Raw genomic sequence first — 13,466 nt, forward strand, 5'->3', positions numbered from 1 at the left:
CTGACGCCTTTGGGGCGCCCTGCCGGCGTGCCCTGGAAAGGAAGAGCCGCGCATGCGAAGACGACTGCTCATCCTGCTCGCGACCGCCACCCTGCTGCTCGTGGCGGCGGTCGTGCGGATGTCACCGGTGTCGGCCGTCGCCTCCGATCCGTACACGTACAAGAACGTGAGGATCGACGGTGGCGGGTTCGTCCCCGGCATCATCTTCAACCCGTCGGAGCGCGACCTCATCTACGCCCGCACCGACATCGGCGGGGCCTACCGCTGGAATCCGTCCACCCGCTCGTGGAAGCCCCTGCTCGACTGGGTGGGCTGGGACAAGTGGGGCTACAACGGCGTGATCAGCCTGGCCACCGACCCCGTCGACACCGACCGCGTGTACGCCGCCGTCGGCATGTACACCAACAGCTGGGACCCGAACAACGGCGCCATCCTGCGCTCGACCGACAAAGGCGACAACTGGCAGGTCACGGAGCTGCCGTTCAAGCTCGGCGGCAACATGCCCGGCCGCGGCATGGGCGAGGCGCTGGCCGTCGACCCCAACGACAACAGCGTGCTGTACTTCGGCGCCCCCAACGGCAACGGGTTGTGGCGCAGCACGAACCACGGCGCGACCTGGTCGGAGGTGACGAGCTTCCCCAACCCCGGCAACTACGCCCAGGACCCGAACGACCCCAACGGCTACCTCAGCCACGAGCCCGGCGTGCTCTGGGTCACCTACGACCCGCGCTCGTCCGCCGCGGGCAGCGCCACCAGGACCATCTACGTGGGCGTCGCCGACAAGGACAACAGCGTCTACCGCACCACGGACGCCGGCGCCACCTGGCAGCGCGTGGCCGGCCAGCCCACCGGCTACCTGCCGCACAAAGGCGTGCTCGACCCGGAGAACGGCTACCTGTACATCGCCACCAGCGACACCGGCGGGCCGTACGACGGGGCCAAGGGCGACGTGTGGCGCTACGCCACCGCGACCGGCGCGTGGACGCAGATCAGCCCCATCCCGTCCTCCAGCGAGGACGACTACTTCGGCTACAGCGGCCTGACCATCGACCGGCAGAATCCGTCCACGATCATGGTGGCCACGCAGATCTCCTGGTGGCCGGACGTGATCTTCTTCCGCTCCACGGACTCCGGCGCCACGTGGACCCGCGTGTGGGACTGGACGTCGTACCCGAACCGCAGCTTCCGCTACACGATGGACATCTCGGAGAACCCGTGGCTGACGTTCGGCGGCAACCCGCAGCCGCCCGAGACCGCGCCGAAGCTCGGCTGGATGACCGAGTCGCTGGAGATCGACCCGTTCGACTCCGACAGGATGATGTACGGCACCGGCGCCACCGTCTACGGCTCCGAGAACCTCACCCGGTGGGACACCGGCGGGCAGTTCACGATCAAGCCCATGGCCAGGGGCTTGGAGGAGACCGCCGTGCTCGACCTGATCAGCCCGCCGAGCGGCGCCACCCTGGTCAGCGGCCTCGGTGACATCGCCGGTTTCCGCCACACCGACCTCGACGCCGTGCCGCCGACGATGTTCACCTCCCCGACGTTCACCTCCACCACCAGCCTCGACTACGCCGAGCAGAACCCGTCGGTCATGGTACGGGCCGGAAACTTCACCGACGCCGACCGGCCGGACGACAGCCACGTCGCCTTCTCCACGGACGGCGGCGCCACCTGGTTCCAGGGCAGCGAGCCGGGCGGCGTCGACGAGGGCGGCACGGTCGCGGCGGCCGCAGACGGCTCCCGCTTCGTCTGGGCCCCCAAGGGCGTGGCGCCGGTCTACTCGGCCGGCTACGGCAACACCTGGCAGCCCGCCTCAGGCCTGCCCACGGACGCCGTCGTCGAGTCCGACCGGGCCGACCCGATGACGTTCTACGGCCTGAGCGGCGGCCGCCTCCACCGCAGCACCGACGGCGGTGCCACGTTCGCCGCCACCGCCGCGACCGGCCTGCCGACCAGCGGCAAGTTCAAGGCTGTGCCCGGCCGCGAGGGCGATCTGTGGCTGGCCGGCGACGGCGGCCTGTGGCACTCCACGGACGGCGGAACGTCCTTCTCCGCCGTGCCCGGCATCACCGCGTCGGTGAACATCGGCTTCGGCAAGGCCGCCCCCGGCGGGACGTACATGGCGGTCTTCGCCGTGGCCACCATCGACGGCGTCACCGGGCTGTACCGCTCGGACGACGCCGGGGCGAGCTGGGTCAGGATCAACGACGACGAACACCAGTGGGGCAACATGGGCGAGGCCCTCACCGGCGACCCGCGCGTCCACGGCCGCGTCTACCTCGGCACCAACGGCCGCGGCATCATCTACGGCGACCGCACGGGCCCGCCCGTCACCGTCACGCCCACCGTCACGCCTACGGTGACGCCGACCGTCACGCCCACGGTGGGCGGGGGCTGCACGGCCACGTACAAGGCGGGCAACCAGTGGCCGGGCGGATTCCAGGCGGAGGTGACGGTCAGGAACACCGGCGCAGCCGCGATCAACGGCTGGACGGTCACCTGGACATGGGCGGGTGACGAGAAGATCACCCAGCTGTGGAGCGGCACCGTGACCCAGACGGGCGCCGGCGTGAGCGTCGGGAACGCCGGCTACAACGGCGACCTGTCACCGAACGGGACCGCGTCGTTCGGCTTCAACGGCAGTTCCGGCGCCACCCACATCCCACCCCCCACCCTCACCTGTACGCCCTCCTGACCCTCGATGACCCGCGGGACGGCGCTGTGGTGACCGTCGACTACTCGGGCTATCACCGGAAGAACGGCCGGTACGGCAAGCGCTCGGCCATCTCCTCCGCCACGGTGATGAACGGCGCCGTGACGGTGGCGAAAGAACTGACGGCCGTGCTCGCGAAGAAGCCCGCCGGGACGAGGACGGTCGAGCGGCTCACCGTGACATCCGCGGGCAAGGACGTGTGCAAGGTGGTGGCGCAGCAGACCGTCGACCATGTCACGCCCAAGGCCACTGTGACCGCGAGGAACAGGAACACCACCGACCCCTCAACGGCAGGGCCGACCGGCCAGGCGACGCTCCTCACCGGCCGCCGGATCGTCGAGGTCGCCTACCGCGGCGCCATGGCCCCGAACAGGCCCGGCGCCGGCATCGCCACCACGCCGCCGGACGCGAATGTGGTGTCCGCGGCCGCCGAGGCGAGCAGGCGGTAGGCCGGCGCGAACAACCGCGGCCGCTGCCGCCCAGTGCTCCAGCCGCTCGCCGCCGAGGACGGCGGTGATCTCGGCGGGGGTCCTTACCGCAGGCGATTGACCTCAACCTTGATCGAGGTTGCAGAGTAGGTCGTGAGAGATGAGGAGAGCGGCATGGCCGACGACAAAGTGATCATGTACGAGGATACCGGTGCCGACCCGGGGACCGATGTGCTGGTCATCGAGAACGCGAGCGGACGCACCCGCGTACGCGCGGTGGGAGAGCCCGCCCAGATGCTGGAACTGGTGACCGGCCTGGTGGCCGAGGGGGTGGACCAGATCGAGCTCTGCGGCGGGTTCGGCGCCCTCCCGCACGCCGACGCCGTCAGGGCCATCGGCGGCAGGGTGCCCGTGGGCGCGATCTACTACGGTTTCGAGTCGCTGACCGCCATCGCGTCCTTCAAGGCGCGCTACGAAGCCGGCGACGCGTTGTCGGAGGCGTTCATCATCGTGCACGAGGGCGCGGACCCGGAAACCGACCGGGTCGTGTTCGACAAGGACAGAGGCGGCAGCACCACCGTGGTCGGGGTGCCGGACACGGCGGCGGCCGCCGAACTGGCCGGGAAGATGGCGGCCGGGCTGCAGCTCATCGAGCTCTACGGCACACCGGGGCCGGACGCCGCCGAACCGGTCATCCGCGCCGTGGAGGCCGCCGCCGTCCCCGTCGGCGTCATCGCCCACCGGCGCTGACGGGAGGCGGGCTCACGTGCTGGACCGTACGGCGAGCTGCGGGGTGAGCAGGGTGGACTCGGGCACCGCCCGGCCCTCCAGTTTGTCCATGACCAGGCGGACGGCCTCCCTGCCCACCTCCTCAGCGGGGATCAGCACCGACGTCAGCGGCGGGCTCGCGCGCTCGGCCACGTCGTCGGGGCAGATCGCCACCACGGCCACGTCGTGCGGCACCCGCCGGTCCAACTGGCGCAGCGCCGCGAGCACGTGCCCGACGGCGGCCTCGTTGTGCACGACCAGCCCCGACAGGCCGGGCTGGTCGAGGAGCAGGTCGCGTACGGTCTCGTACACCTCGTCGAACGTCTCCTCGCACGCCAGCGCCACCCCCTTGATCCCGTGGGCGTCCACCGCCTCCACGAATCCCTCACGGGTGCGCCTGGCGAAGCCGGTGCCCCGCTCGTAGACCACGGACGGCGCTCCCAGCAGGGCGATCTCGTCGTGACCGCGCTCGGCCAGGTGCTCGACGCAGCGCGCGCCGGCCGCGGCGAAGTCGAGGTCCACGCACGTCAGGCCGGCCGGCTCGGCGGGGAAGCCGATGAGCACACTCGGCTCGGCCAGCTCGCGCAGCAGCGGCACCCGGCGGTCGTCCAGCTCGACGTCCATGAGGACGAGCGCGTCCACCAGCGCGCTGGCCGCCACCCGCCGGATGCCGGCGGTGCCCTCGTCGGCCGTCAGCAGCAGCACGTCGTGGTCGAAACGGCGGGCGGCGGTGACGACCGCGCTGGCGAAGCGCATGAGGACGGGCACGTGCATGCCGGCCCGCAGCGGCAGCACCAGTGCGATCACGTTGGAGCGCCGGCTGGCCAGGGCGCGGGCCCCGGCGTTCGGGTGGTAGCCGAGGGCGTTGATGCTGTCGAGCACCCGCCGCCTGGTGTCGGCCGAGATCGTCCGCTTGCCGCTGAGCACGTAGGAGACCGTGCTGACGGCCACGCCCGCGTGCTTGGCGACCTCGGAGATCGTGACCGCGCGCCCGCTCAAGCCCCGGCTCCGAAGTCGAGCAGGGACAGCCTCACACCGTCGTTCTCGAACACGACATAAAGATCGTGCACACCGTCCGCGTCCGCAAGGGGAGCCGTGACCGAGTGGTAGGTGTGGCGGCCTGTCCGCGGCACGGGAAGCGTGGCCAGGGCGGGGCCGTAGAGCGGGTCGCCGCGGCGGATGGTGATCATCCCGCCCTCCGCGCTGCCGGCCGTCGCCACGCACGACACCCTGCCGGTCACATCGACCTGCCGGAACAGGATCCAGGCACCCTCCGCGTCGGACCTTACGGCGTCGCCGTCCTCCTTCGTCTCGTCCACGAACGTGATCGCGTCGTACTCGTCGTGGCAGGCCGCGCGCAGCGGCCCCGACTGGGGCGGGACGGTCTCGCCCTCGACCTCGAAGGCGGCGCTCAGGCGAAGGTCGGTGGCGCTGCGGCCGACCATGAGCCGGTGCGGCGCACGCTCCACGACGAACCTGCTCCTCGTCACGTCCCAGAAGGCCAGTTCGGAGACGGGCAGCGCCAGGGTGACGGTACGGCTCTCGCCGGGCGCGAGGCGTACCTTCTCGAAGCCGCGCAGGCGGCGCAGCGGCTGCTTGACGCGCGAGCGCCGCTGGTGGGTGTAGAACTGCACGACCTCGACGCCGGGCCGCGTGCCGGTGTTGGTGACCGTGACCTCGGCGCGCAGCACGTCGCCGTCGAGGCGCACGCGCAGGCCGGCGTAGCCGAACGTGGTGTAGCTGAGGCCGTGGCCGAACGGGTGCAGCGGCACGCCCCGGAAGTACTGGTAGGTGGCGTCGGAGGCGATGATGTCGTAGTCGAACAGGTCGGGCAGCTCCTGCTCCGAGCGGTACCACGTCTGGGTGAGGCGGCCCTCCGGATCGGCGTCGCCGAGGAGCACCTCGGCCAGGGCGTGGCCGTACTCCTGGCCGCCGTGGGCCGACCAGATCACGGCGGGTACCTCACTGTCGGTCCAGGTGAGCGGGTAACCGCTGGTGACGACCATGACGGTACGTGGGTTGGCCGCGCGTACGGCCCGCACCACGGCGTCCTGGGCTGGGGCGAGCGCCAGGGTCATGCGGTCCTCGGTCTCCCTGCCGTTCACCAGGGGGTGGTCGCCGACCACGACGACGGCGACGTCCGCGCCGGCGGCGAGCCTCGCGGCCTGCTCCGCGCCGCTCCTGACGACGTCCATGGCCAGCCAGACCGCCTGGTCGGCGTCGTCGACCAGGCGCAGCACGCCCTCGGGGCCAGCGCCGACGTAGCAGCCGGTCGAGATGTGGCGCAGGGCGAGGGTGCCGCGCGGGCGCTCCTCCATGCGGAACGTCTGGCGCACCTCCCACCCGTTCGGCCCCGGCTGGTCGTTGACCAGCGTCCGGCCGTCCACCGACACGAACCGTCCGGTCGCCACGGCCCGCAGCGCGTAGGCGCCGCCGCCCCAGTCGAACAGGTCGAACCCGCCCGCCGCCGGCTCCGGCGCCGCACCGCCCACGCTGAGCGGGCCGCCGGCGGGGTCGGGGGTGACGGGTCCGGCCTCGGCGGTCAGCGTCACCCGGTCCACGGCCTCGCAGAACACCGTCCGGCAGCGTTCGGCCAGCCCGGCCCGCGCGGTGACGGCGTAGGGGAGGGTGCCGCTGTACCAGTCCTCCATGAGCGTGTCGCCGAGCTGCCCGATCACCGCGACCGTGCCGGTCCCGTCGAGCGGGAGCAGGCCGTCGTTCCTCAGCAGTACGAACGAGCGCCGTGCCGCCTCCCTGGCCAGCGCCTGGTGTTCGGGGCAGTTGACCACGTTGTCGGTGATGCCGTCGTAGGGCGTGGCGGGGTCGAACTCGCCGAGCCGGAACCGGATCGACAGCGCGTGACGTACGGCGGTGTCGACGTCCGCCTCGGTGAGCAGGCCGAGCCGCAGCGCCTCGCGCAGGTGCCCGAGCGTGGCCTCCGCGCGGTCGTCGTCCTGGGTGAAGCTGTCGATCCCGGCCTTGACCGCGTGCGCGTACGCCTCGGGCAGCGTGTCGTGGTAGCCCTGCAGCGTGGTGAGGTTGCCGGGCGCGTACGCGTCGCTGACCACCAGCAGGTCGCCGGGCGCCCAGGCCCGCAGCGCCTGCCCGATCAGCGGGCTGAGATGCGCGGGCCGGCCGTTGACCAGGTTGTACGACGGCATGACGGCCACCGCGGCGCCCTGCTCGATGGCGGGCCTGAAGGCGGGCAGCTCGTACTCGTGCAGCACCCGGGGCGGCAGGCTGCTGGAGGTCGTGCAGCGGTCGGTCTCGTTGTTGTAGGCGAGGAAGTGTTTGAGCGTGGGGGCGGTCTTCAGTGTGTCGGGAGCGCTCCCACGCAGCCCGAGCGCGAACGCCGTGGCAGTGACGCCGGTGAGCCACGGGTCCTCTGAGTAGCCCTCCTCGTTCCGCCCCCACCGGGGGTCGCGCAGCGGGTTGACCACGGGGGCCCACACGTTGAGCCCGGCGCCGGCCGGGTCCTTGTGGTGGAAGGCCAGCACCTCGTCGCCGACGGCCTCGCCCACCCGGCGCACGAGGCCGGGGTCCCACGTCGAGGCCAGCCCGACGGCCTGGGGGAACACGGTGGCGGGGCCGAGCCAGGCCAGGCCGTGCAGCGCCTCGGTGCCGGTGCGGAAAGCGCCGACGCCCAGCCGTTCGACCGGGGCCTGGTACTGGTGGAGCAGGCCCGTCTTCTCCTCAAGGGTGAGCCTGCGCATCAGGTCGTCGATCCGGGCGGAGAGCGGGAGCGCTGGGTCGCGGAAGGGTTCTTGCATGGTCATCCCTCAGAGAGTGTCGAAGCGCTTCGACGACCGGCCTGGCGAAGTTACGCGGACATTTCGGTGGGTTGACTGAAGGGTGCACGTCCCGGTGACCAAGGTCAAGGGATTCGCGACAATCCTCCCGGCAATCTTCCCGAATCGATCGAGTCGAGCACCCGCGCCGCACCCCCGAGCGCCGCCGCGTCGTGCCCCAGCGTCGAGGCCACGACCTGGCATCCGCCGGCCTCGAAGGCGATGACCCGCTCGCCCATCTCGTCGTGCACCGCCGGGAGCAGCCAGGGCGCCAGCGGAACGTAGTAGCCTCCCAGGACCACCACCTCGGGGTTGAGGAGGTTCGCCAGGATGGACACGCCCTTGCCCAGGCTCCTGCCCACCGCGTCGAGCGTGGCCAGGGTGCCGGCGTCGCCGGCGCGGGCCAGCCGCACCGCCTCCTCGATCTCCATCTGCACCTCGGCGGGAGACACCTCCCTGCGCAGCACGGCGCCGATGCCCGCCATGACCTCCAGGCAGCCGCGCCGCCCGCAGTGGCACGCCGGCCCGTCGGGATCGAGTTGCACGTGGCCGATCTCGCCGCTGTAGCCGAGGCGGCCCCTGCGCAGCCGCCCGTCGAGGATGATGCCCGCCCCCACGCCGATCTCGCCGGTGAGACAGATCAGGTCGGAGGCTCCGGCGTGCGCGCCGAAGCGCTGCTCGGCCAGCGCGGCGAGGTTGGCGTCGTTGTCGACCTGGATGGGGAAGCCGGGGTCGCGCAGCGCCTTGGCCAGGTCGCCGCCGATGTCGGCGTCACGCCAGCCCAGGTTGGGGGCGATGCGCGCGGTGCCCTGCACGTCGACCAGGCCGGGCACGGCCACGGCCAGGCCCAGCACCTGGCGCTCCTCCTTGGCCATGCGGCCGAGCACGCGCCTGATGATCGCGCCGACATTGGCCATGCCCTGGTTGACGGACTCGCCCCCGGAGAACGCGCGCCGCCACGTCAGCAGCCGCTCGCCCGCCAGGCCGGTGGCCACCGCCGACACGTGGTCGACGTTGATCTCGACGCCGATGGCGGCATACGGCGAGCCGTCGAGCACGAGCATCGTGGCCGGTCGCCCGACGCGGTTCTCCGTCAGGCCCGTCTCGCGCACCAGCCTCCGGTCGATGAGGTCGGCGATCAGGCTCGACACCGTCGCCTTGTTCAGCCCGGTGGACGCGGCGATGTCGGCCCGCGAGCAGGGCGCGTGCTCGCGCACGAAGCGCAGCACGACCGCGAGGTTGGTGGCGCGCACGTCGGCGAAGTCGGCCGGCTGCGGGCCGGTCGTAGAAGTGATCAATATGAGCCCCGTTCCCAGATGACCCCAGCATGCCGCATCGCAGGCTCCCTTCCCTAACGAGGAACGTGCTCGTGGAGGCCCCTCCGCGTAGCAGGTTTCCCATCAGTACCAACCTGTGACCGTCCCGATCCTTGTGGCCTGTGCCGACAGTCTACTAATTTGTTTGGCTGAAATACCAACTAATTAGAAGGCCATCCCTCACTCGGAGAAGGGAGCGAGCCATGCCAACCACCACGACTCGCCGCGGGTTCCTCGGCCTGGTCGGAGCGAGTGTTCTGGTAGCGGGCTGCGCCGAGAAGAAAGCGACCTCCAAGGGCACGGCCGTGGCGGCCGACAAGCTCAAGGGCCTGGTGCCGACCCGCGTGCCGTTCGAGATCCCGGGGCTCAAACCCGACCTGCCCGGCAGCGAGTTCGTCGCGCCCGGCTTCCTGACCCGCCCCGCCACCATGGTCCAGGCCGTCACCACGAAGCCGCTGACCAGCGGCAAAGAGGTGACCGCCATGACGCCGCTGTGGGGCACGGTGCCGCCCGGCCTGGGCGACAACTCCTATTACGACGCCGTCAACGAACGCCTCGGCGGGACCGTGCGTTTCAACATCTCCGACGGCAACACCTACGGGCAGAAGGTCAGCACCCTGCTGGCCAGCGGCGACGTACCCGAGATGATCCAGATCCCGGGCTGGGAGATCATCACGATCGCGCGGTTCACCGAGGCGGCCAACAAACTGTTCGCCGACCTGTCGCCCTACCTGGCCGGCGACAAGGCCAAGGAGTTCCCCCTGCTGGCCAACTACGACACCGCGGCCTGGCAGTACGGCGTCTTCGGCGGCGTCCTGCAGGGCATCCCCTGGCAGAACGAGCCGTTCCCGTTCGCCACCTTCGTACGCCAGGACATCCTGGAGAAGCTGGGCCTGGAGCAGCCCAAGAGCGGCGACGACCTGGTCACCCTCGGCAAGGCCATCACCGACGCCAGGAAGAAGCGCTGGGCCTTCGGCGGCGGCATGGAACAGGAGCTGCAGCGGGCCTTCGGAGCGCCGCGCGAGTGGCGCAAGAAGAGCGACGGCACGCTGGAGTACAAGTACGAGACCGCCGAGTTCGCCGCGTCGGTCGAGTTCATGGTCAAGCTCTTCGAGGCCGGCCAGGTGCACCCCGACGTCGTCGCCAACAAGGACGCCGACAACAAGGGCATCTTCGGCAGCGGGCAGATCGTCATCTACCGCGACGGGCTGGGCGCCTGGCACGAGAACCTCGGCCGGTTCCTGCCCGACAACTCCGCCTTCGACATGCAGGCCGTCGCCCCCTACCCGGCCAAGCCGGGCGGCAGGAACATCATGTGGCGCAACGAGCCGGCCGGCATGTTCTGCTTCATCAGGAAGGGCCTCGGCGACGCCCGCACCCGCGAGCTGCTCGCGCTGGCCAACTGGTGTTCCGGGCCCTTCGGCACGCAGGAGTACGAGCTGGTCAACAACGGCGTCGAGGGCAAGCACTACGACGTCGAGGACGGCAAGGTCAAGCAGACCGCGCTAGGGCGCAAGGAGATCGCGCCCACGTACATGTTCCTGTCCGGCCGGCCGCCGGCCAACTCCATGAGCCAGTACGACGGCCTCGTCCAGGCCCAGCACGACTGGCAGACCAAGGCCGCCGCGATCCTGGAGAACGACCCGTTCGTGGGCATCCGCGTGGAGACCCCCTCCAAGATGGCGGCCCTGGCGACGCCCACCGAGGACAAGATGAACGAGGTGTTCCGCGGCAAGCGGCCGCTCTCCGAATGGCCCAAGATCGTCAAGGAGTGGCAGGACCAGGGTGGCGACGAGGCGCGCGAGTTCTACATGAAGGTCGCCCGCGAGAACGGCAGGCTTTGAAGTCCATGGGCGCGAAGGACCTCCCATGGGAGCGATGACGGCCAAGCGGCCCGTCCGGCGCGGCACCCGTACACCCGGGCACGCCGCACCACCGAACAGGCTCTCCTGGCGGGCCAAGGCGCGCAGGGACTGGCCGCTGCTGGTGATGAACCTGCCGATGTTGCTGGTCGTCCTGGCCTTCTGGTGGATCCCCGCGCTGGGCAACGTCATCGCGTTCCAGGACTACAACCCCTACACCGGCGGCATCGCCGGCAGCCCGGTCATCGGGTTCACCAACTTCGCGCTGCTCTTCCAGGACCCGCAGTTCCTGCGCGCGATGCTGAACACCCTGTCGATCACCGCCTTCCAGCTCGTCTTCTACTTCCCGGTGCCGATCATGCTGGCGCTGCTGCTCAACAGCATCGTCTCGGTCCGGCTGAGGGCGTTCGTGCAGGGCGTGGTCTACATGCCGTACTTCTTCTCCTGGGTGCTGGTCGTCGCCATCTTCCAGCAGATGTTCGGCGGCGCCGGGCTGCTGGCGCAGATCCTGCGGGACAACGGGCGCGAGGCCGTCGACTGGATGACCAACTCCGACACGTTCATCCTGCTCATCACGTCACAGACCATCTGGAAGGACGCCGGCTGGGGCGCGATCATCTTCCTGGCCGCGCTCAGCACCATCGACCCGAACCTGTACGAGGCCGCGGCCGTCGACGGCGCCCGCCGGTGGCGGCGCATGTGGCACATCACCCTGCCCGGACTGCGGCCGGTCATCGTGCTGCTGCTCATCCTGCGGCTGGGCGACGCGCTCAACGTCGGGTTCGAACAGTTCATGCTGCAACGCAGCGCCGTCGGCAGCGAGGCGTCCGAGGTGTTCGACACGTTCGTCTACTGGTCGGGCCTGCGCACCGGCGACCTCGGGTACGGCGCCGCGGCCGGGCTGTTCAAGGGCCTGGTGGGCCTACTGCTCATCCTGGCGGCCAACCGGGTGGCGCACGCGCTCGGCGAGCGAGGGGTGTATTCACGATCATGACAGTGCTGACGTCCAGACGCCGCAGGAGCACGCCCGCCAGGCTGGCGCCCTGGGAGGAACGGCCCTCGCCGGTCGCCCGGCTCGGCAAGGGCACGCTCGTGACGCTGATCGTCCTCGCCGTGCTCGGCCCGCTGTACACGATCGTGCTGACCAGCCTGAGCTCGTCGGCGACCGTCAACCGGGTGGGCGGGCTCGTGCTGGTGCCCGACGGCATCACGTTCGAGGCGTACCGGCAGATCTTCTCCGACACCGTGGTCAGCAAGGCCGTGCTCGTCAGCAGCGGCGTCACCGTCGTGGGCACGCTGATCAGCACCGGGGTGAGCGTGCTGGGGGCCTACTCGCTGTCGCGGCCCGGCTCGTTCCTGCACCGGCCGCTGCTGTTCAGCGTGCTGCTGATGTTCGTGTTCTTCCCCGGCATCATCCCCGTCTACCTGATGGTGAGCGGGCTCGGGCTGAAGGACAGCTACTGGTCGCTCATCCTGCCGACGGCCGTCTCGGCGTTCAACGTGGTCGTGCTCCGCTCGTTCTTCATGAACATCCCCGGCGAGATCCTCGACAGCGCGCGCATCGACGGGGCGGGGGAGTTCCGCATCCTGTGGCGGATCGTCCTGCCCATGTCCAAGGCGGTCACCGCCGTCATCGCGATGTTCTACGCGGTCGGCTACTGGAACGCCTGGTTTAACGCGATGCTGTACATCGACGACACCCGCAAGTGGCCGCTCGCGCTGATCTTGCGGCAGTACGTCGTCGACTCCAACCCGCTGCCCAGCGCCACCGCCGGGGTGACGGGCGACGCCCCGCCGACGCTGGCGATCAAGATGGCCATCGTGGTGATCGCCGTGGTCCCCGCCCTGATCATCTACCCGCTGGTGCAGCGCCACTTCACCAAGGGCGTCATCGTGGGGGCCATCAAGGGCTGAACCAGGGGTAGCACCGGTTTCATGCACACCATCGTGAAGAGCCTGATCGCGGGCGCCGCCGGGACCAGCGCGCTCAACCTCGCCACCTACCTGGACATGGCGATCAGGGCGCGGGCCGCCAGCACCACGCCGCAGCAGACCGTCGAACGGCTGGCCGGCCTCGCCGACGTCGACCTCGGGCACGACGAGCGCGCCGGCCACCGCAAGGAGGCGCTCGGAGCGCTCACCGGCTACGCGACCGGCGCGGGGGCCGCCCTCTGCTACGGGCTGCTCTGGTCGCGGCGCCGGCCCTCCTGGCCCGCCGGAGTGGGCGCGCTCACGGCGCTCGCCATGGCCGGCTCCAACGTGCCGATGACGGTGCTGGGCGTCACCGACCCGCGCGAATGGCCGGCGTCGTCCTGGATCTCGGACGTCGTCCCGCACCTCGCGTACGGGCTCACCGCCTATGTGGCGTACGAGCTGCTGCGGTCATCTCCACGGTGATGGCCCAGCGCTCGTGGTCCCTCCAGGCCCCGTCGATGAACGGGAACTTCGGCGAGAACCCCTCGCGCTCGAACCCGCATGCAGAGCAGCCGCACATGATCGCTCATGGCCGGAGCCTAACCAACGACAAACCGGCCCGACGCTACGCGCGCGAACCTGGGACGGTGCGGGGGCGGCATTGCCCGGGGGCC

10 protein-coding genes are annotated in these 13,466 nt (G+C 70.6%); 7 read left to right on the plus strand and 3 right to left on the minus strand.

The features are described 5' to 3' along the window. Positions 1 to 52 precede the first annotated feature (52 nt). The 3 genes from GUY59_RS06495 to GUY59_RS06505 all read left to right on the plus strand — a co-directional run bounded on the left by GUY59_RS06495 (position 53) and on the right by GUY59_RS06505 (position 3,894). The gene (locus GUY59_RS06495) at positions 53 to 2,698 is read left to right on the plus strand and encodes a cellulose binding domain-containing protein (RefSeq protein WP_138199508.1); all 2,646 of its coding nucleotides are present in this window, start codon (positions 53 to 55) and stop codon (positions 2,696 to 2,698) included. A 26-nt stretch (positions 2,699 to 2,724) separates the two neighbouring features. After that, the gene (locus GUY59_RS06500) at positions 2,725 to 3,165 is read left to right on the plus strand and encodes a hypothetical protein (RefSeq protein WP_161714429.1); all 441 of its coding nucleotides are present in this window, start codon (positions 2,725 to 2,727) and stop codon (positions 3,163 to 3,165) included. A gap of 153 nt (positions 3,166 to 3,318) precedes the next feature. Next, the gene (locus GUY59_RS06505) at positions 3,319 to 3,894 is read left to right on the plus strand and encodes a DUF6506 family protein (protein WP_138199506.1); all 576 of its coding nucleotides are present in this window, start codon (positions 3,319 to 3,321) and stop codon (positions 3,892 to 3,894) included. Between the two features lie 12 nt (positions 3,895 to 3,906). On the opposite strand, the gene GUY59_RS06510 is transcribed toward GUY59_RS06505, so the two are convergent. From GUY59_RS06510 to GUY59_RS06520, 3 genes are all read right to left on the minus strand, one after another. After that, positions 3,907 to 4,911, minus strand: coding sequence for a LacI family DNA-binding transcriptional regulator (locus GUY59_RS06510; protein WP_138199505.1), 1,005 nt, complete (start codon positions 4,909 to 4,911; stop codon positions 3,907 to 3,909). Beyond that, the gene (locus GUY59_RS06515) at positions 4,908 to 7,682 is read right to left on the minus strand and encodes a glycoside hydrolase family 3 protein (RefSeq protein ID WP_138199557.1); all 2,775 of its coding nucleotides are present in this window, start codon (positions 7,680 to 7,682) and stop codon (positions 4,908 to 4,910) included. Before GUY59_RS06515 ends, GUY59_RS06510 begins: the two co-directional genes overlap by 4 nt. A 104-nt stretch (positions 7,683 to 7,786) precedes the next feature. Beyond that, positions 7,787 to 8,998, minus strand: a complete 1,212-nt coding sequence (locus GUY59_RS06520) for an ROK family transcriptional regulator (protein WP_138199504.1) — start codon at positions 8,996 to 8,998, stop codon at positions 7,787 to 7,789. Between the two features lie 221 nt (positions 8,999 to 9,219). Here GUY59_RS06520 and GUY59_RS06525 point away from each other — a divergent pair, with 221 nt between their 5' ends. The 4 genes from GUY59_RS06525 to GUY59_RS06540 are packed head-to-tail and all read left to right on the plus strand — an operon-like array spanning position 9,220 to position 13,275. Then, on the plus strand, positions 9,220 to 10,860 hold the full coding sequence (locus GUY59_RS06525) for an extracellular solute-binding protein (RefSeq protein WP_138199503.1): 1,641 nt from the start codon (positions 9,220 to 9,222) through the stop codon (positions 10,858 to 10,860). Between the two features lie 25 nt (positions 10,861 to 10,885). Further along, on the plus strand, positions 10,886 to 11,872 hold the full coding sequence (locus GUY59_RS06530) for an ABC transporter permease (protein ID WP_132329964.1): 987 nt from the start codon (positions 10,886 to 10,888) through the stop codon (positions 11,870 to 11,872). Beyond that, positions 11,869 to 12,792, plus strand: coding sequence for a carbohydrate ABC transporter permease (locus GUY59_RS06535; protein WP_138199502.1), 924 nt, complete (start codon positions 11,869 to 11,871; stop codon positions 12,790 to 12,792). The genes GUY59_RS06530 and GUY59_RS06535 overlap by 4 nt, the downstream gene beginning before the upstream one ends. 21 nt (positions 12,793 to 12,813) lie before the next feature. Beyond that, positions 12,814 to 13,275 carry a hypothetical protein gene (locus tag GUY59_RS06540; RefSeq protein ID WP_138199501.1) on the plus strand — a complete coding sequence of 154 codons (462 nt, stop codon included), beginning with the start codon at positions 12,814 to 12,816 and terminating at the stop codon, positions 13,273 to 13,275. Positions 13,276 to 13,466: the final 191 nt, after the last annotated feature.

Origin of the sequence: Nonomuraea sp. K271 (genome assembly GCF_009908215.1) — a bacterium.
Classification (GTDB): domain Bacteria; phylum Actinomycetota; class Actinomycetes; order Streptosporangiales; family Streptosporangiaceae; genus Nonomuraea; species Nonomuraea longispora.